Source organism: Noviherbaspirillum phoenicis (assembly GCF_047237965.1).
Taxonomy (GTDB): Bacteria; Pseudomonadota; Gammaproteobacteria; order Burkholderiales; family Burkholderiaceae_D; genus Noviherbaspirillum_A.
Genome location: NZ_JBDFLX010000003.1, coordinates 633,021 through 657,074 on the forward strand (window position 1 = coordinate 633,021; position 24,054 = coordinate 657,074).

At 61.3% G+C, this 24,054-nt stretch carries 18 protein-coding genes and 1 pseudogene; 8 read left to right on the forward strand and 11 right to left on the reverse strand.

Going from position 1 to position 24,054, the window contains the following annotated elements; genetic code table 11:
- The first annotated feature begins 25 nt into the window (after positions 1 to 25).
- A complete protein-coding gene (locus ABC383_RS25095) occupies positions 26 to 577 on the forward strand; it encodes a phasin family protein (RefSeq protein ID WP_413018301.1) in 552 nt (183 codons plus the stop codon).
- Between the two features lie 359 nt (positions 578 to 936).
- Entirely contained in the window at positions 937 to 2,241 is a 1,305-nt protein-coding gene (locus ABC383_RS25100) for an esterase/lipase family protein (protein ID WP_413018303.1), read from the forward strand.
- Here the strand turns inward: ABC383_RS25100 and ABC383_RS25105 are convergent.
- Positions 2,199 to 3,623 (reverse strand): coniferyl aldehyde dehydrogenase, encoded by a 1,425-nt coding sequence (locus ABC383_RS25105; RefSeq protein WP_413018305.1) that lies wholly within the window; start codon positions 3,621 to 3,623, stop codon positions 2,199 to 2,201. The two genes, ABC383_RS25100 and ABC383_RS25105, sit on opposite strands and share 43 nt — an antisense overlap.
- A gap of 271 nt (positions 3,624 to 3,894) precedes the next feature.
- Here ABC383_RS25105 and ABC383_RS25110 point away from each other — a divergent pair, with 271 nt between their 5' ends.
- Positions 3,895 to 5,241 (forward strand): OmpP1/FadL family transporter, encoded by a 1,347-nt coding sequence (locus tag ABC383_RS25110; protein ID WP_413018307.1) that lies wholly within the window; start codon positions 3,895 to 3,897, stop codon positions 5,239 to 5,241.
- 76 nt (positions 5,242 to 5,317) lie between these two features.
- On the opposite strand, the gene ABC383_RS25115 is transcribed toward ABC383_RS25110, so the two are convergent.
- The gene (locus ABC383_RS25115) at positions 5,318 to 6,958 is read right to left on the reverse strand and encodes a bifunctional aminoglycoside phosphotransferase/ATP-binding protein (protein WP_413018309.1); all 1,641 of its coding nucleotides are present in this window, start codon (positions 6,956 to 6,958) and stop codon (positions 5,318 to 5,320) included.
- Positions 6,959 to 7,290: 332 nt separating this feature from the next.
- Here ABC383_RS25115 and ABC383_RS25120 point away from each other — a divergent pair, with 332 nt between their 5' ends.
- Positions 7,291 to 8,307, forward strand: coding sequence for a ribose-phosphate diphosphokinase (locus ABC383_RS25120; protein ID WP_413018311.1), 1,017 nt, complete (start codon positions 7,291 to 7,293; stop codon positions 8,305 to 8,307).
- Here ABC383_RS25120 and ABC383_RS25125 read toward each other — a convergent pair.
- The 4 genes from ABC383_RS25125 to pepA form a co-directional block, all read right to left on the reverse strand.
- Positions 8,268 to 9,338, reverse strand: coding sequence for a hypothetical protein (locus ABC383_RS25125; protein WP_413018312.1), 1,071 nt, complete (start codon positions 9,336 to 9,338; stop codon positions 8,268 to 8,270). The genes ABC383_RS25120 and ABC383_RS25125 overlap by 40 nt on opposite strands.
- A 264-nt stretch (positions 9,339 to 9,602) precedes the next feature.
- Positions 9,603 to 10,583 (reverse strand): acetyltransferase, encoded by a 981-nt coding sequence (locus ABC383_RS25130; RefSeq protein ID WP_413018313.1) that lies wholly within the window; start codon positions 10,581 to 10,583, stop codon positions 9,603 to 9,605.
- A gap of 699 nt (positions 10,584 to 11,282) precedes the next feature.
- Complete coding sequence (locus ABC383_RS25135) at positions 11,283 to 12,368, reverse strand: hypothetical protein (protein ID WP_413018315.1); 1,086 nt, start codon at positions 12,366 to 12,368, stop codon at positions 11,283 to 11,285.
- A gap of 271 nt (positions 12,369 to 12,639) precedes the next feature.
- On the reverse strand, positions 12,640 to 13,476 hold the full coding sequence (gene pepA / locus ABC383_RS25140; RefSeq protein WP_413018317.1) for a flocculation-associated PEP-CTERM protein PepA: 837 nt from the start codon (positions 13,474 to 13,476) through the stop codon (positions 12,640 to 12,642).
- Positions 13,477 to 14,176: 700 nt separating this feature from the next.
- On the opposite strand from pepA, the gene ABC383_RS25145 reads away from it, so the two are divergent.
- Entirely contained in the window at positions 14,177 to 14,500 is a 324-nt protein-coding gene (locus tag ABC383_RS25145; RefSeq protein WP_413018319.1) for a hypothetical protein, read from the forward strand.
- Between the two features lie 245 nt (positions 14,501 to 14,745).
- On the opposite strand, the gene ABC383_RS25150 is transcribed toward ABC383_RS25145, so the two are convergent.
- The 4 genes from ABC383_RS25150 to ABC383_RS25165 all read right to left on the reverse strand — a co-directional run bounded on the left by ABC383_RS25150 (position 14,746) and on the right by ABC383_RS25165 (position 19,030).
- Positions 14,746 to 15,714: a tripartite tricarboxylate transporter substrate binding protein gene (locus ABC383_RS25150; protein WP_413018320.1), complete on the reverse strand. Its 969-nt coding sequence runs from the start codon at positions 15,712 to 15,714 to the stop codon at positions 14,746 to 14,748.
- Positions 15,715 to 15,850: 136 nt separating this feature from the next.
- Positions 15,851 to 16,564 carry an IclR family transcriptional regulator gene (locus ABC383_RS25155; protein WP_413018322.1) on the reverse strand — a complete coding sequence of 238 codons (714 nt, stop codon included), beginning with the start codon at positions 16,562 to 16,564 and terminating at the stop codon, positions 15,851 to 15,853.
- A gap of 48 nt (positions 16,565 to 16,612) precedes the next feature.
- Positions 16,613 to 17,494, reverse strand: a complete 882-nt coding sequence (locus ABC383_RS25160) for an NAD(P)-dependent oxidoreductase (RefSeq protein ID WP_413018324.1) — start codon at positions 17,492 to 17,494, stop codon at positions 16,613 to 16,615.
- A gap of 39 nt (positions 17,495 to 17,533) precedes the next feature.
- The gene (locus tag ABC383_RS25165; protein WP_413018495.1) at positions 17,534 to 19,030 is read right to left on the reverse strand and encodes an aldehyde dehydrogenase; all 1,497 of its coding nucleotides are present in this window, start codon (positions 19,028 to 19,030) and stop codon (positions 17,534 to 17,536) included.
- Between the two features lie 291 nt (positions 19,031 to 19,321).
- On the opposite strand from ABC383_RS25165, the pseudogene ABC383_RS25170 reads away from it, so the two are divergent.
- Together ABC383_RS25170 and ABC383_RS25175 are read left to right on the forward strand one after the other, a co-directional pair.
- Positions 19,322 to 19,941 (forward strand): annotated as a pseudogene (locus ABC383_RS25170) (methyl-accepting chemotaxis protein); the annotation flags it as partial.
- Between the two features lie 493 nt (positions 19,942 to 20,434).
- Positions 20,435 to 22,150: a methyl-accepting chemotaxis protein gene (locus ABC383_RS25175; RefSeq protein ID WP_413018326.1), complete on the forward strand. Its 1,716-nt coding sequence runs from the start codon at positions 20,435 to 20,437 to the stop codon at positions 22,148 to 22,150.
- A 410-nt stretch (positions 22,151 to 22,560) separates the two neighbouring features.
- Here ABC383_RS25175 and ABC383_RS25180 read toward each other — a convergent pair whose 3' ends face one another.
- A complete protein-coding gene (locus ABC383_RS25180; protein WP_413018328.1) occupies positions 22,561 to 22,821 on the reverse strand; it encodes a hypothetical protein in 261 nt (86 codons plus the stop codon).
- On the opposite strand from ABC383_RS25180, the gene ABC383_RS25185 reads away from it, so the two are divergent.
- Positions 22,820 to 24,052, forward strand: a complete 1,233-nt coding sequence (locus tag ABC383_RS25185; RefSeq protein ID WP_413018329.1) for an efflux RND transporter periplasmic adaptor subunit — start codon at positions 22,820 to 22,822, stop codon at positions 24,050 to 24,052. The genes ABC383_RS25180 and ABC383_RS25185 overlap by 2 nt on opposite strands.
- Positions 24,053 to 24,054: the final 2 nt, after the last annotated feature.

Consider the following 24,054-nt stretch of genomic DNA (forward strand, 5'->3'; position numbering starts at 1 on the left):
TCTCACTCTGATCGGGAGGTGTTTCATGGCACGAAAGCGCAAGGAAATCGCCGCGACGAAGCAGGACGCTTCGCTGATGGACGCGGTATGCCAGTCCGCGCACCAGATCTGGCAGGCAGGGCTGGGCGCGTTCGCGGCCGCGCAGGAACAGGGGGATACCCTGTTTTCAAAACTGGCGGCTGACGGGGCCAGGCTGCAGAAGCAGATCGAACACGCCGCTGGCGAACGGCTTCCGGGCATCGCGGCGCGCGGTGCGGGCGACTCCGCGCACGCGCAAGAAGGCGGATCGTGGGAAAAGCTGGAAAAGGTGTTCGAGGACAGGGTCGGCCGCGCGTTGCACAGCCTGGGCGTGCCAACCCAGAAGGACTTCAAAGCGCTGGGCCGGCAGATTGAGGAACTGAACCGCACCATCGCACAATTGGCGGCGTCTTCCGCCCCGGCCCCGCGCCAGGCGGCGAAGCGCACGGTCAAGCAAAGCCCCGCAGCAACCCGCGCAAAGGCGGCGGCCAAGCAGGCGGCGGCGCCAACCCGGCGGCCATCGCGGGAAAAGGCGCAGCCGGTTGCAGACCAGGCTTGAGGGAGTCGGCGTCGCGGCCCCACTGCGGCGCATCACGACCGAAAGGGGCCAGGCAGACCATGGCATGGAGCAGATTTTCCCATCCGGACAAGGCCTATGAATACACGCCGGCTTCCCCGAGGAAAGCAGGAAAGCGCTAACTGCCAGCGACGCGGAGCGCTATGCAAAGGCCGGCAGCCTGGTGCAAGCCTGCGCGATCGCCCGCGTCGAATTTGCGAAGGCATGAGCGCTGCCCGATGGCAAAGAGGGTCTGGAGCGGGCAAGGCAGCTGTGCCGGGAGGCGTCGCTGATGCAGCCGCAAGACGCAATGGAAAGGCTGGCTATTGAACTCGCAAAACAGCAGATCCAAAACCAGGCCGATGGCAGCCGGCAAACGGTCTGCGGCGGGCGGGACCACGCACCGCAGGCAGGGCAGGGACCGCCGCCCCATCCTGCTCAGGGGATGCCACCTGCACCCGTCCGACCTGCACGGCCTCGGCCGTCTGGCCGCTACCGCGGTGGAACAGGCGCTGCACCTGGTCGAGGAATTTCATGGTGCCGTGGCCGGTGCGCTGCTGCGCATTCAGCCGGTCGGCGCCATCACTGCCTTCGTGTACCGCAGGGCGAGAAGCTCCACCCAAGGCCTGCATCGCTGCCTGGCAGCGCTGCTGCCAGCGCATGACCAGCAGCAAGCCGAGCGGCGCTCCACCGCAGAGCGCGAAGCGGTGCTGGCGGCGTTGAACGGGCTGGTGGGCGACCACCTTGCTGCGTCGGACAACCCGCTGCAGATAACGATGCGGCTGCGCACCGGAGGCAGGCCGCTGGCGCTGGAGCGGCAGGCGCTCGCCGCCGCATTTCCGGATGCGCGCGGCAAGCTGCTGGTGCTGGTCCATGGCTTGTGCTGCTCTGATCTGCAATGGCGCCGCAATCACCATGACCATGGCGCGCTGCTGGCCCGCGATCTGGGCTATACCGCGCTCTACCTGAGCTATAACAGCGGCCTGCATGTTTCCAGCAATGGCCGCCAGTTCGCCGCGCTGCTGGAAACCCTGGCGCGGGAATGGCCGGTCCCGGTGGAGGAAATCAGCCTGATCGGCTACAGCATGGGCGGCCTGGTCGCTCGCAGCGCATGCCATTACGGCGGCATGGCCGGGCACCGCTGGCTGGCGCAGCTGAAGAACATGATCTTTCTGGGTACGCCGCACCATGGAGCGCCGCTGGAACGCGGCGGCGCCTGGCTTACCGCCATCCTTGGACGCAGCGGGTACACGGCGCCTTTCGCGCGGCTGGGACGCATCCGCAGCGCCGGCATCACGGACCTGCGCTACGGCAACCTGCTCGATGAAGACTGGGAGGGCATGGATCGATTCGCGCATGCCGGCGACCTGCGCAAGCCCGTGCCTCTGCCTCATGGCGTGCGCTGCTTCGCCATTGCCGGCACCGTCGGGAAGCGCCGCGGCGACCTGCGCGGCAAGCTGCTCGGCGACGGCCTGATTCCGCTCGACACGGCGCTGGGCAGGCACGTGCATGGGCGACGCGCCCTGGGTTTTCCCAGGTCGCGCACCTGGATTGCCTACGGCGTGCACCATCTGGACCTGCTCAGCAGTCGCGAGGTGTATGCGCGCATCAGGCGCTGGCTGGCTCAGTCGGGCATGCGCAGCAGCCGCTCGGCGCGCCGGCCATAGGGCGGGTAGACCCATGACAGCAGGCTGAAGGCCGGCTGTCGGAACACCGGCTTGTCATGGCTGAATGTCCTGAAGCCGGTCTCGCCGTGATAGGCGCCCATGCCGGACGCGCCGACACCGCCGAACGGCAGCGTGTCCGGTCCCACGTGGAAAAAGACGTCGTTGACCGTGACGCCGCCTGACACCGTGGCAGTCAGTACCCGCTCCACCTTCTTCCTGTCGCTTTCGAACAGGTAGAGCGCGAGCGGGCGCGGACGCTGGTTGATGTAGTCGATCACCTGTTCCAGGTCGTCGTATTCGAGCAGAGGCAGCACCGGCCCGAAGATTTCTTCCTCCAGCACCCTGCTGCCAGGCGCCACATTGGAGAGCACGAGCGGCGCGAACCGACGCCGCGCCGGATCACTGGCGGCATCCGACAGCGGAGATGCCTGCGCACCGCGGCCCACGGCATCGTCCACCATGGCCTGGAGGCGCTGGAAATGGCGGTCTGAAATGATGCTCGTGTAGTCGGACGTCGTCGCAAGCGAGGGGTAAAACGCGGCGACGGCGCGCCTGGCCGAAGCAATGAAGCGGGCCGCCTGCCCGCGTGGCACGAAGGCGTAGTCCGGCGCGATGCAGGTCTGGCCGGCATTCAAGGTCTTGCCCATCACGAGCCGCATCACGGCCTTGTCGAAATCGCCGGCCGGTCCGGCGCGGGGTCCGATGATGGCGGGCGACTTGCCGCCGAGTTCCAGCGTGACCGGCGTCAGGTTGTCGCTGGCTGCATGCATCACCTGATGCCCGACGGCGGTCGAACCGGTAAACAGCAGATGGTCGAAGGGCAACGCACAGAAAGCACGCCCGGTGTCAACGCCGCCATTGACGATGCAAAGTTCGTCCTGCGCAAAATAACGCGCAGCCAGTTCGGCCAGCAGCGCGCCGAAGTGCGGCGTCAGTTCCGACAGCTTGATCATCACCCGGTTGCCGGCGGTCAGCGCTGAATTGGCCGGCCCTAGCGACAGGTCGAGCGGGTAGTTCCACGGCACGATCACGCCCACCGCGCCCAGCGGTTGCGGCAATATGGATGCCCGGCCGGGCCAGTACTTGTAGCTGCGCTTTCTGTCCTGCGTCCGCATCCAGCGTTGGCCATGCTGCAGCGAATGATGTATGCCATCAAGGACATGGTTGATTTCCAGAAGCTCGGTTTCGTGCCTTGAGCGCTGGCCAAAATCGGCGCTGATGGCGGCGCCGATCGTGCCGCGGTGATCGCGCACCAAGGAGCGCAGGCGACTGAGCCGGTCCGCCCGTGTCTGCCACGACACCATGCCGTCCTTGCGGGACTGGGCGCGCAGCGTCTCGAACATGGCTGACAGAGCGGCGTCGTGCGGGACGGTTTGGGTCATGGGGGACTCCTTTCAACGAAGAATAGAAACGCTGCGAACGCCAGCCTGTTGTGCGGCATGGCCTTTCTGCCAGAACGCCGTTGTAGCGGTATTACAGCCATGCCGTCCGTGATCATTATCAAACCACAGCGACGTACCAGCCAGCACACTCCATCTGCAAGCACCGTTTCAATCGATGCGGCGCAATGGCAGGGCAACCCAGCTGCGATTGCGCCGGCCACCCGTCTTCGCGAGATCACCGTCTTGCAGACCTGGTCATCAGGAGGTCACTATGCGACGCTTACATTTTCCAGCCGGCGCAGCCGTGTGCATGGTAACGGCCGGGCTGCTGCCATGCGGCGCGGCATATCCGGCCGGGTTCGCGCTCAATGAAATGAGTGCGGCGGCCATCGGCAATGCTTTCGCCGGCGTGGGCGCGACGGCAGACAATGCCAGCACGATCTATTACAACCCGGCCGGGTTGTCGCGCATGTCGGGGCAGCAGTTCACCGTCGGCGGCGCGGCGATCCGACCCTCCATCGACTTCAGGAATGGCGGGTCGGTCACGGCCACGGGCGCGCGGCTGAGCGGCGGCAACGGGGGCGACGCCGGCAGTTGGAGCGCCGTCCCTGCACTTTATTACGCGACCGACGTGATGCCCGCCTTGCGTTTCGGCATCGGACTGCAGTCCGCATTCGGACTGAAGACCGAATACGACAACGGCTGGGTCGGCCGTTACCAGGCCTTGAAGTCGGAGCTGCAGACGGTCAATCTCAATCCCACGCTGGCCTACGCGGTCAACGAGCGCTTGTCGGTCGGCGCAGGCATCAGCGCCCAGTACGCGAAAGTGTCATTGTCGCGCGCGATTGACTTCGGGACGATCTGCGCCGGCGCGCTGGGGGTGGCGCGCTGTGCGCCTGCAGGTTTGCTGCCGCAATCGAGGGACGGCAAGGTAAAGCTCGATGGCGATGACTGGGCCTTCGGCTTTAACCTGGGCATGCTGTACATGCCGACCCCAACCACGCGCTTCGGGCTTGCCTACCGTTCCAGCATTCATCACACGCTGTCGGGCGGCGAGGCGCGGTACGAAAAGCCCGCAGGACTGCCAGCGCTGCTTGCTTCCAATCCGGCATTTGCCAACAACGGCGTCACCGCGGCGCTGGACCTGCCGGAAACGCTCAACTTCAGCGCTTATATGGAACTCGACCCGAAATGGGCACTGTTGGGAGATATCAACTGGACAAGGTGGAGCCGCTTCGATGAGTTGCGCGTGAAGTTCGCCAATGGCTCGCCCGACAGCGTGGTAAGGGAAGCATGGCGCAACACGACCCGCATCGGCGCAGGCCTGAACTACCGCTATAACGATGCCTGGACGCTGCGCACCGGCCTGTCCTATGAGCGTTCGCCGGTGAAGGACGCGTTTCGCACGCCCAGTATTCCCGATGCCGGCCGCACCATCCTGGCATTCGGGCTGCAGTACAAGCCGACACCGCAAAGCGCGTGGGATCTTGGTTTTGCGCATGTCTTCATCAAGGATGCATCGATCAACCGGGCCGATCTGCCGCTGAACGGAAGGCTCATCGGCACGTACAGCAATGATGTGAACATTCTGGGGCTACAGTACAGCCACGCATTCTGACCCCGTGTCGCCATCAAGGGCGGCGCATGCGGAAGAAGTGGTGTTGCCGAGAATCTCCGCACTGATCTTCCGGCCTCTAGCCTTGCCGGGGCGCCGGAGGCAAGCTGGCCGGCGCGGCGCCGCAAGCAGGGTCCAGCATTGCCTCGAGAGGCCTGCACAATCGGGCCACCTCGCTTGGCGGCAGGCCATCGTCCGTGTCCACGACGATGGCCTGCTCCCTCTCCCGTTCCGACAGCGGCTGTGCGGCTTGCAACTGCTGCGCCAGCACGGCGAGATCGGCATCGGACGCATCGGCGCCGGCCTTTGTGCGCAGGGCGATGCGCTGCGTCATCACGGAATGGCTTGCCCGCACTTCGAAAATCCGGAACGGCACGCCCAGCCGTTCGGCATGCCGGGCAAAGCGCTGCCGCTGGGCGTATGACAGGAAGGCAGCATCGACCAGCGCGGTCATGCCGGACTGCACCACAATGCGCGCCAATGCCAGCAGGCGGTTATAGGTGCGACGGCTGGCTGCCGGACCGTACAGCGTCGCATCGGCCCCGGTGCCGCTGCGGTCGCCTGGACGCAGGCCATGGAGGCGCTTGCGCTCGACATCGGAGCGCAGGTGCACCGCGCCGAGCAGATCCGCGGCCTGCCGGGAAAAGTGGGTCTTGCCGCTGCCGGAGTAGCCGTGGGTGATCAGGATGGCTGGCCTGCCTGGCGCAGCAAGCCGGCCGGCAAAGGCCAGGTAGGCCAGCGCTTCACGGCTGGCCGCATCAGCGGCGCACGGCAGCGTGGCTTGCGCGGCGCGCAGCAGGAGCACCAGGCACCGTACCAGCGCACGGTGGACGCTGTAGAAGCGGAGCAGGGGAAGTCCGCCATAGTCGCCTGTCAGCGACAGATAGCGATTGAGAAAACGGGTCGCCAGGTCGCGGCGGCCATGCCGGGCCAGGTCCATCCAGCAGAAGGCCAGGTCGTCGATGACGTCGATCCAGCGCAGCGTGTCGCTGAATTCGATGCAGTCAAAGGCTTCGATGCCGCGTTCCGTAGTGAGGATGTTGCCGAGATGGAGGTCGCCGTGGCATTCGCGCACCCTGCCTGCGCGCTGGCGCATGCCCATGACGCGCGCCAGCTTCTGGCTCTGCCCGGAAACCCAGAGGCGCAGCCGCGCTATCGTCGACTGGCTTTCGGGCGATAGCGCCAGCCTTTCCAGCGCGTTAAAGGTGAGCGAGACATCCGCTGCGAAGCCCGCCATGGAGCCCCAGGCGCTTGCGGGCGGCGCCATTGCCGCGTGCTGGTGAAAGCGTCCGAGCAGGTCGGCAAATGCATCCATTTCCTGCGCAGACAACTGGCCGCCTGCCACGCGCCGGTTCCACAGCGCGTCCTGGTGAAAGGCATGCATGTGCACTGCATACTCGATGGCTTCGCCAGCGCCGTCCAGGTGCGGATCGGCTGCATCGCCGGTCACCTTGACAACATCGATATACAGGCCCGGCGCCAGCCGACGGTTGAGCCGCAGTTCTTCTTCGCAAAACCGGCGCCGCGATGCCAGTGTTGAACAATCCAGGAAGTCCAGTGCAACGGCCTTCTTGATCTTGTACGCATGGTCGCCGGCAACCAGCACCCAGGAGATATGGGTGTCGAACCGTTCCACGTGCTGAGCGCCTGCGGCCAGGTGCTTCATCAGGGCTGCAACCAGCGCGGTTTGGCTGGCAGGCGGCTGGTGGCTGGTCTTCATCGGTGCCCACAGAACATGACTGTTTCCTTGCATGGTAGGGACGGGCGCTTCCCGTATCCGCCGTCACCCTTGCCATCTTAAAAAGAGCACTGGTCAGCAGCCTGATGCAGGTCAAGCAGAACCGGGACCATATCGTTCTTGACCGCATGTCGTGCAGGCGCGCCAACCTCGGCAAGCGTGCGGGATGGCGCAGCTTCCCCGATCCTGCAAAGCGTTGCAGACACGCTGGGCAGGATGAATCGCGCTCGGGTTGATCACTCATCTGATGCCGGACAAGGCAGCACTGAGGGAATCATGCAACGGTTGCCCGATGCGCTGCCGGAGGAAAACCGATGAACGAGACCGCGCCTGTTCCCGCTTCCATGCACCATGGCGATCCCTTGCTGTTTGCGCTGGCTGGGAGCCAGGACTTCGCCCGGGACGTCGCTCACAGGCTGGGCATTCCGCTGAGCATGCATGAAGAGAGGAACTTCGAGGATGGCGAACACAAGGCGCGGCCGCTGGTGAACGTCCGTGACCGGGATGTTTTTGTCCTGCATTCCCTTTATGGCGATGTGCGCGAGAGCGGTAACGACAAGCTGATTCGCCTGCTGTTCTTTGTCGGCGCGCTGAAAGACGCTTCGGCAGCGCGCGTGACGGCCGTGGCGCCTTACCTGGCCTATGCCCGCAAGGACAGGAAGAGCAAGCCGCGCGATCCCGTCATCACGCGTTATGTCGCCGCCATGTTCGAGGCGGCCGGCGTGGACGCAGTGGTGACCATCGATGTGCATAACCTGGCAGCCTTTCAGAACGCCTTTCGCTGCCGCACCGAGCACCTGGAGGCAACAAGGTTGTTTGCCGCGCATTTCCTGCCCTTGCTGACGGACAGGGAAATCGTCGTGGTCGCGCCGGACGCCGGCGGCGTCAAGCGCGCCGAGCAATTCAGGCAGTGCCTGGGCAAGATCAGCGGCAAGGGCATCGGCGCGGCCTTCGCAGAGAAGTACCGCAGCGAAGGCGTGGTCAGCGGCAATGCGCTGGTTGGCGATGTCGGCGGTAAGGACGCGATCATCGTCGATGACCTGATCGGCAGCGGCACGACATTGGTCCGCACGGCGGAGTCATGCCTGAAACATGGTGCAGCGCGGGTGTTTGCAGCAGCGACGCACGGCCTGTTCGTGGGCAGCGCGCCTGCCGTCCTGGCAGGCAGCCCGCTGCAGCAAATTGTCGTGACGGATACTGTTCCGGCTTTTCGGCTCGAAGGCAGCGCAGCGAGATCGAAAGTCACTGTCGTCAGCTGCGCGGAACTGCTTGCCCAGGCGATCCATCGGTTTCATACCGGCGGCTCGGTTTCCGCGTTGAGCGCATTCTGAGCCTGTTCAGCCAGCCGCAGGTAGCTCATGGCGCGCCGGTGCCATTCCTCGGAATGACGGAATTTTTCCTCATCCAGATGGGCAATCGCCAGGCGGGCGCGAAGCAGTGCGCGGTAGGCCTGGTAGAAATGCACCAGCAGCGCGTCCGGCTGATCGCCCGAGAACGCGCCATAGGCTTTCAGGAGCAGGGCGCCGGCATGCGCCGAGCCCAGCCGTTCGCACTCCAGGGCAAGGTAGCCCAGTTCATCGATCGGGTCGACGATGCGCAATGCGCTTGAAAATTCGAGGCAGTCGATTACCGCGATCTCTGGCTGCAGACAGACGTGCTCAGGCCGCAGGTCGCCATGGCCTTCCACAATTCTTCCCGCCCGCACCCGTGCATCGAGCACGTCCCGGTGTTGATTCAACACCCTGCGCTGGGTTGAGCAGAGTTGACGGATCAAGCCGCCAGGGAGTCCGTATCCGGGCCTGGCCAGGACTTGCTGGCTGCGGTCGATGCCATGCCGGATAACTGCCCGATAAGCCGACGCGCTGCTGCAAGCCGGTCCACAGCCACGGTAAAAAAGGGCGAGCCGGGCAGCGACGCGGCCGATGTCCTCGTCGCTCACCCTCCTGGTCTTGAGGGCATAGTCGAGCATATGCTCTGCCGGAAGGCGCCGCATCTGCACCAGCCAGTCAACGATGGCCTCGCCCTCGACGCTGGTGCCGTCCTCACAGAGGCGCAGATGGCCGGAGGAATTGATCGACATCGCAACGATGCCGAGATAGACATCCGCTGCAAGGCGGCGATTGAGGCGTATCTCTTCGTCGCAATAATGGCGCCTCGCGTCGATGGAACGGAAGTCGAGTGCTTCCTGGCAAACCGGTTTCTTCAGCTTGTAGGCGTATTTTTCCGTAAGAAATACCCATGACATGTGCGTTTCGATCGCCTCGATGCGATAGGGCCGGTCGGGGAAACTCATGGGCTGGCGCAGGAAGGCCACCTTGGATTCAAGGGCAATCTCGGGCAAGCGTGGTAACGCGGAAGACACTGCGGGTTTCCTCCTGCAAGATGGGCGGCGTCAGCAAGCGGACGCATCGGCGTCCGGGAAAAATGCAAGCCCTTGCCAGGCAATTCATAGCGCTGTTCGACACTACCCCAATCGAGCCCGCATGGAAAGGCGCGGCGGGCCATGGCTTGGCCCGCCGTGCGGCGCCCGCGTATGTCGCCATTCAATTCCCTAACAGTGCAAGCCTGTCGCAGGCCATGTCTAAGGAGCAAAGGACCGTCTGCCGATGCAAACGGGCCGCGGCGGTCACGGTGCCTGGTGCATGCCGAACACAGCCTCGAAAGCCTGGATGAAACTGGCAAGCCTACACTTGGGCAAGCGGGGAACGCTGGCGGCTGCCGTGCGGCCGCCGCCATGCTCGAATTGCCGGCACAGGCGGTCCGCGCCCTGCAGCGCACCGATGCCTTCCAATGGCGCCCGCACGCTCACGGTATAGGTTCCGTCCGGATGCATCACCAGCAGCGCATGCGCCTGGGCGGGCGCAGCGCGGGCAAGCTGGTTGGCATAGACGCCGCGCACGCGGCGGCTCCAACGCGCATCCGGCAGCACGATGATCCTGCCCGCCGACGATGGCAGGCGCCGGGCCAGGCGGGCGGCGCGGTCGAGATCCCTGGCGAGTGCGCCGCGCAGGCGTTGAAACAGCGGCTGGGAGCGGATGAACTCGAATGGATCTGCATACTGGTGCAGGCATTGATACAGCGCGGCCGGGTCGATGTTCAGGTCCGAAACGGCGTTCCCGTAGGCGTTATAGTTCAGGCACCTGCCGAGTTCCTGCAGCGCTGCCGTTTGCTGCGCATCAAGCGCCAGCGAGCGAGCCAGCCCTTCGGCCTGCGCGTCGAGGTTGTCGCCGAATGCGGCGACGACAGCCCAGATGCGAAAGCGGCCGGCGAGGTAACGGTCGACGATTATGCCGGTGCAAGTGTCGGCACTGTGATCAATGTGGGCGTGCAGCAGCGGGTTCAAGGGCACGCCCGCATGGCTGTGATGGTCGACATACAGAACGGCGGCGCCCCTGGCCAGCATGGCCAGCAGCGCCGTACGGTTGGCGTCGATCGAAATGTCGAGAACCGTCACTTTGTCGCCGGCACCCGCCGGCACGCGCGGCAGCAGGGCAATATCGCTTTTGACGCCGGTTACCAGAACCGATTGCGCCGGCTCGGCCAGGCGCAACTGGTGCAGCGCGCACAGGCCGTCGGCATCGCCGTTGAACACATCGTAGTACGTCATGGCAGCAATGGCGTGAGCCAAGCAGGCGAGGTGCCTGCGTTACCAGAGCGGCGTTCGTTTCCGCGGCACGGCGTGCCGCAAGCCCTTTCAGCCGGCTGGCGAGCTGGCAGGAATCGCCCTTGTTCCCGCCCCTGAATCGACAAGCTAACCGGGTAGGAGATGCCCTGCTTGAGCATGCTCAAGGGACTTGCAGGGAAGCCATTACGCCGATTCCGGAGGCTCTGCCCCCACATGGTCAAGCCTCAGTGCTGTCAGGGCAGGAACGCCTGGCAGCTGCGGATGCGCGGGCAGGGCGCAGGAAGAAGCAGCGCAGGGACACAAGCTGCTGCGGCCAATGCGGAGCGGAAACGCGCAGAACTTGCCGCCCTTGGTCGAGCGTGCCAGGCGGTCGATGCTGAAGTCCATGCGCGCCACGCACTCGTGCGGCACCAACTGCGTTACCTCGTGGAGGCTGGTTCGCTATCGGCAATTGAGAAAGTGGCCCGGCCCGGCACCCTGCATCGGCTTTCCTTGCGCCCGCAGTTTGAATGAATCAAATCAGCCGTTTCATTGCTTGACTGGCCAGCGCTCTGGTCACGCTGGCTTGTTCAGCGATCGCTCCGATGCCTTCAGGTTTATTCTTGGCGCTTTTCGCTGATGTCTCCCACAAACAAAGATACTGCAACCAGACGTAAGCAATCGGGCGTCCATCGCAACCTGCTATATGCCTTGCTGCATGATCTCGATCTGTTTTCTCGCCAGCTTGAATACCAGGTCGGCGGTCAGGAATGGGTCATTTGCCAGCATCTGTTTCACAATCATCGTCGTGATCGGATACGCGTCGCCAGCCATGATCGCCACGCCGCGGGCGCCGGTTCCCTTGCTCTGGACCGAAAGGTAGAGCTTGCCGGGCTGCGCTTCCAGCGTCATCCACTTTTCATTATTCTGGCCGTGACCTTTGGCTTCGAATTTGCTGGTCCAAAGCATCAGCGTTGCAAGCATGAGCGGCAACTCCCTCTGTGAGAGCTGGATGGCCACCTTGTTTTTCCAGTTGTACGTACGCTGGCCACTGGCCTCGGTGGCTTCAACACGAATCGTATGAATCCCGCGCTGCGTTGTGTCCTCGGAAAAGCATGCAGCGAACCTGCCTCCGTACACATGAAACGACTTGTAGTAGTCGCCATCCGTGCCCGCACCTGCATCGCTATCGGAGTCAGGCCAGGCGGTGTCTGACGAAGCCGGCTCGGCTGTTTGCAGCGGTTCTGCGCGCTGTTGGGCGGGAGGCCGGCCTGCCTGTCTGTCAATGGCAGCGGCGCCTTGCTTCGCCGCCGACACGGATGGCCGCGATTGCGATGGCGCGGCCTCGGCCACGGCAGAAGATGGACGATTGCTTACCGGATTTGCTGCTGCAGGCGCCGCGCCAGCTGCCGATGTTCTTTCCAGGTGCCGCGCCAACGCCAGGCGCACGTAGCGAGCTTCGTCGCAGTTGTCCAGGCCACTCTCATCCCACGCTTTGAGCTTAAGGGCAAAATTCGGCCCTTCGTGACGTCCGATGGAAATCAGCACCGCCACGCGGGGCACGACTAGGCCGCGGCGCTCAAGCCTCTCTTTTGTCGCCGGCGTGACGGCATACAAAATCCCCTTCAGATAATTCTGGGCTCTTTCGTTGCCGGACTTGAACGCATCAATGGCCTGGACGATGGAGTCGCCTTCGATTTCGAAGATATCGAACAGGGTATGGGAGTCAGGGACCGGCAGCGACAGCGCGCGAATCGACTGCTGATAATTAATGGAATCGAAAGTCATGCATTCCCGGAACAAGAATTGGAAATAGGATGCATGCAATGATAATGCAGGTGAATTCGCTGACCGATGTTTTCTGGCTCGCCGGCAGCATGTTTCGACCCTCGCTTTACGATGATTGCAGGGCGGGTTTTCAACCGAATGATGCGCGCCGGCCGCGAGCCCGTGGAGAGCAAGCCGGCGCTATGTTTGCTGAATCGTGTTTTAACTTGTTTCATCAAGCCCACCTCTTGCGAGGTGGGCTTTTCCTACAACGCCTTGAGGGCGCTGGCGATTAGGCCTGTTTTGCGCGACGGCGGCGGCTCAGCGCCAGGCCGGCGAAGCCCAGGCCCAGCAGGGCGACGCTTGCCGGCTCGGGCACTTCGCTGGTGCCGCCAAAAATGACGTCCAGCGAACCGTTGATCACCTGCGTGCCAGTCGGGGTGAAGTTGTTCAGCTGGCCCGATTGGAACGAGATGTTGTAGAAGGGGTTAGGCGCAACGAAGTATTCGCTGCCGGCAGCGGTAAGGTTGAATGTCGAAGATGCACCGAAGCTGCCGCAGTTGATGCCGCCGTTGCCGCAAGTGCTCAGAGACGGATCCAGCACACCCTGGCCAGAAGTCGGAACGCCGTTGGCGATCAGGACGTCGTCGCTGTTGCCGGTGGTGCCGAAGGCGGTATTGCCATTCTCAGGCTGAACGAACTGGGTATTGGAATTGGCGTCGGCAAACAGGCTCAGGCTGCCGCCAGGCGCAAAGTTGAAGACCGTGCCGGATTGGGACGTGCTGTACGTGCCAGTGCCTTGATACAGCGCATACAGCCCGTACTGGTTCGAGGTAACCGAACCCAGCTGGCTGGCCACCGGCGTGGCGCCATTGTCTGCAACGAACTGGCCGGCATTCCATTTCAGCGATACGTTGAAGGTGCCGCTGGTTTCCGAGCCGGCGAAGGTAATGACTTCCACGTAGTTGCCGGTGATCTTGTCGGCGGTGAAGGTCTGGCCAAGGGCGCCGGCAATGGCGCCTTCATTAACGGTGAAGTCCGGGAAGGTCTGGGCCATTGCGCCCGAGCTGGCGGCGAAAGAGGCGGTGACTGCGCATGCGATCAGGGTCTTGCGAACTGCGTTTTTCATTTTTCCGATTCCATTTAGTTATGTGATGAGGTAGTGCCCTCGATAGCCATAACAGCAGGAACCGTGCCAATAGTTGTCAAATGAACAAAATCAAGGGCTTAGAAGTTGTTGGATATGCAATGATTTCCTGAATGTAAAGTATCTCGACAGAACTAATTTACATTGATCATAGTTTCGCTGCGATGTCGGTTCGGCAGCGCACATTCGGATGAAGGATGAATTGCAGGGCATGTTTACGGAAGCGCGCATGTGGCGTGTCTTTCGTGAAATCGCGCTTTTTAGCGGTGCAAATAGTATTAGAGGGAGGTAGGCAACCTTGTATCGCCTGGACGCAAGTCAGGCAGAGTCGCAACTTGTCATTCTGTGGCCATGCCATGGCGCATAGGCTTATAACGCGTTGGAAGCGTGCTTTGCCAGGCATCGGACCGATGGGCGCATCGCACAAGTCAGGGCGGCTGTTTCAGCGCATGCTGCGGCCGCCGCTTCGGCAAGGCGTTAAACCGCGGCATCGTGCGTCCATCCATCACCCAGCGCGGCGCCACTCCTGAAGAAGGCTCTTCTCATTCACGATATTGGTTACATGTTCCGGTCGGTTCATACAATTGCTTACACCCACCAGGCTCAGAGTTAGCTATGGTGCTGCCTAGAAGAACGCAGCAAGCCGTTGCACTTCGATTGTTCAATAACCACTGAGGTCCACATGAAAAAACTGTCTGCTCTGATCGCCGCTACCCTGTTCGCTGGTGTTGCCTTTGCCCAGGCGCCTGCTGTGGTCGCCGAACCTGCCACCAAGGGCGATGTGAAAGCCGCTGCGAAAGTCGAAAAGGCTGAAATCAAGGCAACCGAAAAGATCAACAAGGCTGTGGCCGATCAGGCCGTGACCGACACCAAAGCCGATGCCAAGGCCGCCAAGACTAAAGCGGATGCACAGGCCAAGGCTGACAGGAAAATTCTTGCTGCGAAAAAGGATGTGGCTGAAGCCCAGGTTGACGCTGGCAACAAGGTTCACAAAGAGCACAAGTAATGGCATGATGCCGGCCTCGCTGATCGCGCTCAGCGGGTAGCAGTCAGAAGAACACCGCGGCGAGCAATCGCCTGCGGTGTTTTTTTACGCATTTCCGGGCGCATTGCACGCTCATCCTGACGACCGGATGTCTTTCGTTTGCCAGTGCAACTCCAATGCCCGCGCCGAGACGATGTCCGACCTCCTGCTCGCATCGTTTCCGGTCTTCCGGTTGATGCGCCAGCCAGCAGCCAGGTTTCGACTTGTCAGTCGACTTGAGCGCCGGAGATTTGAACAGCTTCCGCCCAGCGCTTGGATTCCTTTTGAATAAATGCGCTGAAATTCATGGGAGAGCTGTTAACGATTTCCCCGCCGATGTCCTGGATTTTTCCTCGGATTTCGGGTGTGGCAACGATGGTCGAGACGTCCTGATAAATCTTGTTTTGCAGGTCCGCAGGGACAGATGCGGAGCTGAACAATCCAAACCAGGTGGCTGCTTCGAAGCCGCTCATTCCTGCTTCGGTAAATGTCGGCACTTTGTCGATGGCATCGATCCGCTTCGGATGAGCCAGAGCGATCGCATTGATCTTCCCGGATTTAATATGCGGAATCGCAGCGGACAGGGTGACAAACGCCGTTTGCACTTGCCCGCCAAGTAAATCGTTCAGCATTGGCGCATCCCCCTTGTAAGGCACATGAATCAAATCAAGCTTGGTTTGTGACTTGAACAAGGCGCCGGTCAGATGCTGCGGTGATCCGTTGCCGGGCGATCCATAGGTGACGCCGGGATTGGCTTTCGCGTACTGGATCAACTCCTGCAGGGTATGTGCCGGCAGTTTTGGGGATGCGACCAGCACCAGCGGCACAACGGACGTAAGGCTGATTGGGGCAAAGTCCTTGATCGGGTCGTAGCTGAGCTTCTTGTACAGGCTTGCGCTGATCGTATGCGCGGCCGTGGTCATATAGAGCGTATAGCCATCCGCAGGGGCACGTACAACCGATTCCGCGCCAATCGCCGTGCCGGCACCTGGCCGGTTGTTGACGATGACAGGCTGTCCCCACTTGTCGCTCAGCTTTTGTCCTACCATTCGCGCTATGACATCGGTCGCACCGCCCGCCGCATAAGGTACAACGATGGTCACGGGATTTGTTGGATAGGCTTGCGCAAATGCCTGGGTGCCGGAAAGCACGCCGAATGTGACAAGCACAGAGGCGCACAGTTTGGACAGGTTCATTCATATCTCCTTATTTGATTGTTTTGCTTTGAAGCGATTAACAAAATGAGCGTGGCAGCCTCTGGCCAGGCGCGCCGGCGCAACGACGCCAGGGGCGTTTTGTGAGGCGCTCTTGGTGATCCATCTTGATGCCGACTTATGCTTCAGGCCATGTGCCTCCCAGAGCGAGGGTGAGTGCCCTGCATTTCTTCTGCAATAGGTTGGACATGCGCTCAACCGATTCTTCAGTAAAGCGCTCCTTGGGACCGGACAGTGAAAGCGCGCCAAGCAGCTGGCCGCCTACTCCCCATACCGGACATGCAATCGCCGCGCATGATGGATCTCTTTCACCGAAGGACGAAAAAATTGGCGGGTGATCTTTCTCTTCATGCGGCGCCCTGTCTGAACGCTCGTAGTGGAGGAGTGCCTTTGCCGCCGCGCCGCTTTGCAGCGGCAGCAAATCTCCTTCATGCACGCTGTCCAGCGTGGAGTGATGAGAATTCACGCGAAAAAGGCAGAGTCGCAGTTCATCATCGTATTTCACATGGAAAGACGAACTCTCCGTGCCCTCATTGACCAGCTGTTCCAGCACTGGAACGATGTGTTCGCGCAGCTGATGTGTCTCATCGAAAGCGCGTCCGAGCCGAGCAGCCATCGGACCCAGCACATATCGTCCGTCAGTACGTCGAATAACGAGCGCGGCACGTTCCAGTGAAATCAGGAGCCGCAGCAGCGTACTTTTGTACAGGTCTGTCACGCGCGAAAGCTCTGCCAGCGACAATGGCGTTCGCGCTCTTTCAAGGGCCATGGCAATCGCAAGAGCCCGGTCGACGGCGGCTACGCCGTCATTGCTTGGTAATTGTTCGGCCATAACTATTCTTGTCTATCGAATCCATCTGTCCGTCGGCACTCGCGGACCTCACTTCCCTTCAAACACCAGACTGATCGCAGGTGCGTACTTTTCACCGTGTCCCGCTGCAATCGCCTGATCGAAGCACGACACGAGGTTCTTCGCGCCCGTCGCGTCAACGCCGACCTGGTCGGCAAGCGCAATCGCGTATTGCAGGTCCTTCTTTGCATACGTGACAGGAAAAGCTCGCTCAGGGAACACCTGTGGCGCAATTGCCTTCATTCCGTGGTTGCGGAGTGCAAAACTGTCGGCAGAGCCGACGGATAATGCCGCGAACAATTTTTCGGGATCGACTCCGGCTCGTACGCCAATGGCCCTGGCTTCGGCCAGGGCCAGTACTGTTTCATACAGCACCATATTGTTCAGGATCTTCACGACTTGCCCGGCTCCTATGCCTCCGGCATGAAGCACATCGGATGCAAACATCTTGATGTAGGGTTCAATCAACGAGAACAGGGCATCGTCTGCGCCAACGGGAACGGCGAGCGTGCCGGCTTCGGCAGCCGCTCGTGTGCGCATGACAGGCGCGTCAGCGAATTGCATGCCGCGCTCTGCAAGTGCCGCTGCTATCTTGCGGGTGGTATCCACCGGTGAAGTGCTCAGATCAATAACTGTCTGACCATGGCGACCCTGCTCGCGCAGTCCGCCTTCTCCCAGCACTACCTTTTCGACTACCTCGCCGGACGGGAGGGACAAAAAGATCAGGCTTGCTTCCGCCGCGATCTTGCTCAGGTCAACGCTCTGGACGCCAAATTCAGCAAGACGGCCAAGCGGTGCCGAATCGCGATCGTGTGCCAACACCTGGGCGCCGCTCTTGACTGCAATGTGCCGGCAAATCGGCTCGCCCATGACGCCGACGCCAATAAATCCAATCAGATCATTCTTTTGCATAGGACATTTCCTTCTTTAAGATAGCGGAGTTCGAAGTCATCAATGCGGCATGTTCAACGGGTTCATGCTCCAGTAGATCCCTTTGCTTTGTTGATAAAGACGAACGCCATTGATGCCTTTCTCCCGGCCGATACCGCTATCCTTGAATCCGCCGAATGGCGTCGAGATCGAGAGTTGTTTGTATGTATTGATCCAGACCAGGCCTGTTTCCAGGGCGCGTGCAACCCGCCAGGCACGTTGATAGTTCGCGGTCCAGATGCCTGATGCAAGCCCGAAGTTGGTGTCATTGGCCTGTGCAACCAGATCGCTTTCGTCCTCGAAGGGAAGGACGCACAGCACCGGCCCGAAGATTTCCTCGCGTACTGCCGTCGCTTGATTGGTGAGGCCATCTATGATGGTCGGAAGATAGAAGGCGCCTTTGTCAAATTGGCTTCCCTGAGGACGCTCTCCGCCGACCAGGACTTTTCCCCCTTCGTCTTTGGCGATGGCGACAAAGCGTTCAACACGGTCGCGATGCGGGAAACTCGCAAGCGGACCCATTTCCGCTCCTTCGGCATCTGGCAAGTCGACGCGGAATTTCGATACCCGGGCTACGAGCGCATCGACCACCTTGCCGTACACTGACCGTTGAACAAATAAGCGCGACCCAGCTACGCAGGACTGGCCGCTCCCTTCAAAGATACCTCCCACGATGCCTTCGACAGCAGCGTCGATATTGGCGTCCGCAAAGATGATGTGCGGCGATTTGCCGCCGAGTTCCAGGGCAACGGGAATCAGGCGCTGCGCTGCGGTGACGGCAATGTTGCGTCCTGTCGCAGTGCCTCCGGTAAACGAGATCATCCGTACATCGGGATGGTTGATCAACGCGTTGCCGGTTACCGCGCCATCGCCCGTCAGCACATTGAGCAAGCCCGGAGGCAATCCTGCCTCAAGCGCAATTTCGCCGAGCATCAAGCCGACTGACGGCGTCACTTCCGATGGCTTCAGGATGACGGCATTACCCGCCGCGAGCGCAGGTGCCACTTTTTGCGCTTCCATGGTCAGGGGCGAATTCCATGGCGTGATTGCTGCCACAACGCCGTAGGGTTCATAGGCGGTCATCGACAGGTAATCACCACGCGAGGGCGTTACCTCGGATCCCAGCGTCTCGCATACTGCCGCGTAATAGCGAAACGTCGCAGCCGCGCTTGCCACTTGCGCCTTGCATTCCGACCAGACCTTGCCATTTTCAATCATCTGAAGACGAGCCAGCTCGTCTGACCGCGATTCCATGATTGCCGACATGCGAGCAAGAATGCGCGCCCTGATGTGAGGGAGCATCGTGCGCCATGCCGGCTCTGACACCGCATCCTTTGCCGATGCTACCGCGACAGCCACATGTCTCTCGTCTGCAATCGAGACCCGGTAGTTGGTTTCACCTGTCGCCGGGTTGATTGAGTCAAAGGTGTTTTCCTGATTGCAGACGTTCTTTCCATCGATCAGCAACGATTTGACGGAGGTACTCAACGAGTTCGGCACGCTATTGCTCCAATGCATAAGGTAATTTTCATGGCGGCACGAAGGTCCATCGCGGCTGGGGAATCCATTCAAGGACTCTCCCTAGCGAACCAAGCTCTTACTTCGACCGTTCTGGCAGGCAGAACACATGTTCTGTTATTGTTCATTATCTGAGTCGTTTGATATGGTGTCAAGCGCAGGGACGCGGACCTGGCATTCACGGAATTGAACAACAGCGCAGCCGAGTTTGGCTTGCGTGCGGGCGCGACGGCCAGTCAATGGTTTTCGTAACCGGGATAAAAAAAGGACCGCGCACTCCACCGCGACAAGGCTGGAGATGCCCGCGAAGGCAACGAAGTCGCCATCGCGGCGTCGCAGGTGGCCATGCGGGGCGGTAAAGTCATGAGCCAGGTTGTCGGCATGATGGGATCGATCAACCCGTCCGCGAAAAAGATTGCCGACATCATCGGCGTAATCGATGGAATCGCTTTCCAGACGAATAGTCTGGCGTTGAACGCGGCGGTTGAGGCGGCGAACCCTGGCGAGCAGGGCCGGGGATGTGCAGTCGTCGCAACGAGGTGCGCAGCCTCGCGCAGTAGTCGGCGGCCGCGGTAAAGGAAATCAAAACCGTGATCGATGATTCGGTCGAACGGATCGGCGCCGGCAGCAAGCTGGTGACCGAAGCCGGCGCCACCATGGAAGGAATCGTCGATAGCATCAAGCGGGTCACGACGATCATGGGCGAAATCCTGATGGCATCCCAGGAGCAGAGCATCGTCATCGAGCAGGTGAACAGGGCAATTGGCGAGATGGACGATGTCACCCAGCAGAATGCGGCGCTGATGGAGCAGGCCACAGCATCGCTGCGGAAGCAGACCGAATCATTGTCCCAGGCGGTCAGCGTTTTCGGGCTGGACAGGCAGATAAACACTTCCTTTCTTCACAGGTAACCATGCCCGTCATGACCACGGCGCACTCGATCCCGATGTCGCGGCCGGTCAGCGCTTGCCACAATAACCATCACTAAGGAATTGCCCCTTGTTTGCTTATTCTTCCTAAAGTTTTGACCGGAAAGGTCGTTTACCCTTGCGAGGATTACCTCGCTGGCTATTGAGACCGAGCCCGTTCCTGATCGACGTCTTTCCATTGAATAGAAGCCAGTAAATGCACACTGCTTCGCCTGTCGACAGTGTCGCTGACGGGGCGTCCCTGCAAGAAGCTCAGGCATGGGTTGCGCCTGAGGTGGGAAGCGCCGTCGACACCGACTGTCTGCGGGCTATGGGCATAGCCGGCAAGCCCATGCCGAGCCGGTTTGCTATCCACCAGCTGCTGTCTTCAAGCAAAATGGGTCTCGTCGACAGGATGGCTGCCTGAGCACCATTGCCGGCTCCTAATCCCTGTTCCTACGCCAATTCTTAATCGCAATCACTGCTAACGTTCACCATGTCCTGGTTTCAACATCTTAAAATTTCTACCAAGCTCTTCGTTTCCTTCGCGTCAGTGCTCTTGCTTACTGTCGTGCTCGGTGCGACATCCATCACCGCGATTTCCAACATCAACCGCTCTACCGAGAACATGGCCAACAACTGGCTGCCAAGCGTGCAGGCGGTGCTAACACTGCAGACAAAAGTAGGAGATTTCCGGCGCTGGGAACTGGCGCATCTGCTGACGCCCGAAGCGCCCAAGATGGACATGTATGAAAAACGTATGGAGGAAACGCTTGTTGCGATGAAGGCCATCGACACCACTTACGGCAAGCTCATTTCCAGCGATGAAGAGCGGGAAATCCACAAAGACCTGCTCAAGCAGTGGGAAGGCTTCATGGTTGAACACGGCAAGCTGATGGAACTGTCGAGAAAGAATGACAAGGAAGAGGCCAAGCAGACTGCCAGCGAAGGATCGGCCAAGATGCTGGGCGAGGTCAATGCGCGCCTTGCCAAGCTGGTCAAGATCAATGCCGAAGGAAGCGAAGCCTCCGCTGCCAATGCCGCTTCGGTGGTCGCTCAGTCGCGCGTCATCGTGCTGACCGTGCTGGGCGTGGCGATTGGCCTGGGCCTGCTTCTGTCCTGGTGGGTGGCGCGCCTGATCTCCCGGCCGCTGAAGGTCGCTGTCGAAGCAGCCCAACAGGTCGCGGCCGGCGATCTGACCACGAACATCGCCTCGACCTCGCGTGATGAAACCGGCGATCTGCTGCGCGCCCTGCGTGAAATGACCGCTTCGCTGAGCAAGGTCGTCGGCGGCGTCAGATCCGGTACCCAATCCATTGCAACCGCTTCGGCCCAGATCGCCTCGGGCAATATGGACCTGTCCTCGCGTACCGAAGAGCAGGCCAGCTCGCTGGAAGAGACGGCGTCGTCGATGGAAGAACTGACTTCCACCGTGAAGCAGAATGCCGACAATGCCCGGCAGGCCAACCAGCTCGCCGTGGCCGCTTCCGCAATTGCCGAACGCGGCGGCGCAGTAGTGTCGCAGGTCGTGAGCACAATGGGTGACATCGATACTGCTTCGCGCAAGATCGCCGACATCATCGGCACCATTGATGGCATTGCCTTTCAAACCAATATCCTGGCGCTGAATGCGGCGGTGGAAGCCGCCCGGGCCGGGGAACAAGGCCGCGGCTTTGCAGTCGTTGCGACCGAAGTGCGAAGCCTGGCGCAGCGCAGCGCGGCAGCAGCGCGGGAAATCAAGGTGTTGATCGGCGACTCGGTGGCCAAGGTCGATACCGGCAATCAGCTGGTACGGCAGGCGGGCGATACGATCGCGGAAGTCGTGGTCAGCGTGCAGCGGGTTACCGACATCATGGGCGAAATCACGTCCGCCAGCCAGGAGCAGAGCGCTGGCATCGAGCAGATTAATCAGGCGATCGCGCAGATGGATCAGGTTACCCAGCAAAATGCGGCACTGGTCGAACAGGCGGCGGCCGCAGCCGATTCGATGCAGGAGCAAGCAGGTGCTCTGGCGAAATCGGTCAGTAGTTTCCGTCTCGATGGCGCGGAGCAGGTTCTGACATCTCCTGCTGCTGCAGTCACAAGAGCCCTAGCGTCGGCGACAGTTCGCCCCGCCACAGGCAGGCCGGTAAAGGGTTTGCCAGCCGAGGCACCCTCCCTCGCAAGTGCCAGGACGCAGCCATCTGCCGCTGGCGAATGGGAAGAGTTCTGAGGTACCTGCACTGCCGAATGGCTTGTGCAACAGCCATCAATGTTCTTTCAACCCGAAACAGGCATTGCGGAACGGAATAAGCACGTCGTCCCGATGGAACTCGGGTCCATCGGGACGGGCCGCGTAACGTCATTTCACGCGATCGCAGCCCTGCCTGCGATTCAGGACAGAAGGCCGCCGTAATATTGATCGGTGACTGCTGCCGATACTCGTTACGGGCCTCAAGGCGAATGGGAGCGGCCGGATAGGCCATCCAGGCTGCCGTCCCATCCGCCCAATCTGCGTTCGTCTTCTTGACGCGCGCCTTATCGGGGGATTCGTGACCAGGCGGATGAGCCTGCCAGCAGTGCCGGATGCAATGAAGCCACGCGGTGCCTGACGGTATCCATGGCCGTCGCGCAACACCTTCGTCACGCAAGGCAAGGCTGAAGACGCAGATGCGATGCGTCAGCCGAATCCGGGAAAACACATGGGACCCTGCCGGTTGCCAAACCGTCCGGAGTGCCTTGCCCTTTGACGATTTCCAGACATAGGTCATCACATTTCGCAGAAGCGGCATGAATAATCGGTGATTTCCGGTACGACAAAGCCATGGACAGCACCTCGGCATCATCCCAGGCAACAGAGTCAAGCGCGCAGCGCCGCTCGGCGAAACCTGCAGCGCGGTTCATGCGGATTGCCGCAGTCATCATTGCCGCAGTCGTCGTCGCGGCCGGTGCGGCCTACCTGTTGCGTGGCAAGGCCAGGGCCATGCCGCACTACGAGACAGTCCCTGTCGAGCGCGGCACGGTTGCCCCGGTTGTGATTTCGAGCGGCACGGTCAATCCGGTAACCACGGTACAGGTCGGCACCTATGTGTCGGGCGTGATCCAGACCATTTCCTGCGATTTCAATACCCGCGTCAAGGCAGGCCAGTTGTGCGCCAAGATCGACCCGCGCCCTTATCAGAGCCTTGTCGACCAGGCCGACGCGGCGCTGGCGACCGCACGCGCGCAGGTTGCCAAGGACCGCGCGAACCTGACTTACTCGCAACAGATCCGGGACCGCAATGTCGAGTTGCTCAGGCGCGGCATCGTATCCCAGGAGACGGTCGATACGTCGGTCAATGCTTACCTGCAAGCCGTGGCCCAGCTTGCGCTGGACAAGGCGACGCTGATGCAGCGCGACGCCCAACTGAAAGCGGCCCGCATCAATCTGGGCTATACCGACATTGCCTCGCCGGTGGACGGCACCGTGGTATCACGTAACGTGACCCAGGGCCAGACCGTCGCCGCCAGCTTCCAGACGCCGACGTTATTCCTCATCGCCGCTGACTTGACCAGGATGCAGGTCGACACCAACGTCAGCGAATCCGATATTGGAAGGATCACGGTCGGCAATGAGGCCGCCTTTACCGTGGAGTCCTATCCCGACCGGCAGTTCCGGGGCCGGGTGCAGCAGGTACGGCAAGCGCCGCTGACCGTGCAAAACGTCGTCACCTACGATGTGGTGGTGGCCGTGAGCAATCCGGATCTGACGTTGAAACCCGGGATGACCGCGTCGATGCGCATCGTCACCGACCGGGTGGACAACGCGCTGCGGGTCCCGAGCCAGGCGCTGCGGTTCCGGCCGGCGCAGGCATCCCAGGCCGCAGATGCCGGCGCCGGTCATGGCGACACGCGGCATGCCGCGGACGCCGAGGATGGCGGCAGGACGCGAGGGGCGCGCACCGGCACGGTCTGGGTGCTGGCCGATGGCCATCCAAAGCGCGTCCCTGTGCAGCTGGGGCTGGATGACGACCAGTACAGCCAGGTACTAGGCGGCGCATTGCAGGAGGGCCAGCAGGTGATCTTGTCCGAGCAGCCGACGCTGCCTGCTGGCGGCAGGCCGCCGACAGCCGGTATATTTGCGCCCGCAAGGTGAAA

Coding starts and splice junctions, on each gene's coding strand:
- ABC383_RS25095 (WP_413018301.1), top strand. CDS start 26: ATGGCACGAAAGCGCAAGGAAATCGCCGCGACGAAGCAGGACGCTTCG.
- ABC383_RS25100 (WP_413018303.1), top strand. CDS start 937: ATGGCAGCCGGCAAACGGTCTGCGGCGGGCGGGACCACGCACCGCAGG.
- ABC383_RS25105 (WP_413018305.1), bottom strand. CDS start 3,623: ATGACCCAAACCGTCCCGCACGACGCCGCTCTGTCAGCCATGTTCGAG.
- ABC383_RS25110 (WP_413018307.1), top strand. CDS start 3,895: ATGCGACGCTTACATTTTCCAGCCGGCGCAGCCGTGTGCATGGTAACG.
- ABC383_RS25115 (WP_413018309.1), bottom strand. CDS start 6,958: ATGAAGACCAGCCACCAGCCGCCTGCCAGCCAAACCGCGCTGGTTGCA.
- ABC383_RS25120 (WP_413018311.1), top strand. CDS start 7,291: ATGAACGAGACCGCGCCTGTTCCCGCTTCCATGCACCATGGCGATCCC.
- ABC383_RS25130 (WP_413018313.1), bottom strand. CDS start 10,583: ATGACGTACTACGATGTGTTCAACGGCGATGCCGACGGCCTGTGCGCG.
- ABC383_RS25135 (WP_413018315.1), bottom strand. CDS start 12,368: ATGACTTTCGATTCCATTAATTATCAGCAGTCGATTCGCGCGCTGTCG.
- pepA (WP_413018317.1), bottom strand. CDS start 13,476: ATGAAAAACGCAGTTCGCAAGACCCTGATCGCATGCGCAGTCACCGCC.
- ABC383_RS25145 (WP_413018319.1), top strand. CDS start 14,177: ATGAAAAAACTGTCTGCTCTGATCGCCGCTACCCTGTTCGCTGGTGTT.
- ABC383_RS25150 (WP_413018320.1), bottom strand. CDS start 15,714: ATGAACCTGTCCAAACTGTGCGCCTCTGTGCTTGTCACATTCGGCGTG.
- ABC383_RS25155 (WP_413018322.1), bottom strand. CDS start 16,564: ATGGCCGAACAATTACCAAGCAATGACGGCGTAGCCGCCGTCGACCGG.
- ABC383_RS25160 (WP_413018324.1), bottom strand. CDS start 17,494: ATGCAAAAGAATGATCTGATTGGATTTATTGGCGTCGGCGTCATGGGC.
- ABC383_RS25165 (WP_413018495.1), bottom strand. CDS start 19,030: ATGCATTGGAGCAATAGCGTGCCGAACTCGTTGAGTACCTCCGTCAAA.
- ABC383_RS25175 (WP_413018326.1), top strand. CDS start 20,435: ATGTCCTGGTTTCAACATCTTAAAATTTCTACCAAGCTCTTCGTTTCC.
- ABC383_RS25185 (WP_413018329.1), top strand. CDS start 22,820: ATGCGGATTGCCGCAGTCATCATTGCCGCAGTCGTCGTCGCGGCCGGT.
- ABC383_RS25180 (WP_413018328.1), bottom strand. CDS start 22,821: ATGAACCGCGCTGCAGGTTTCGCCGAGCGGCGCTGCGCGCTTGACTCT.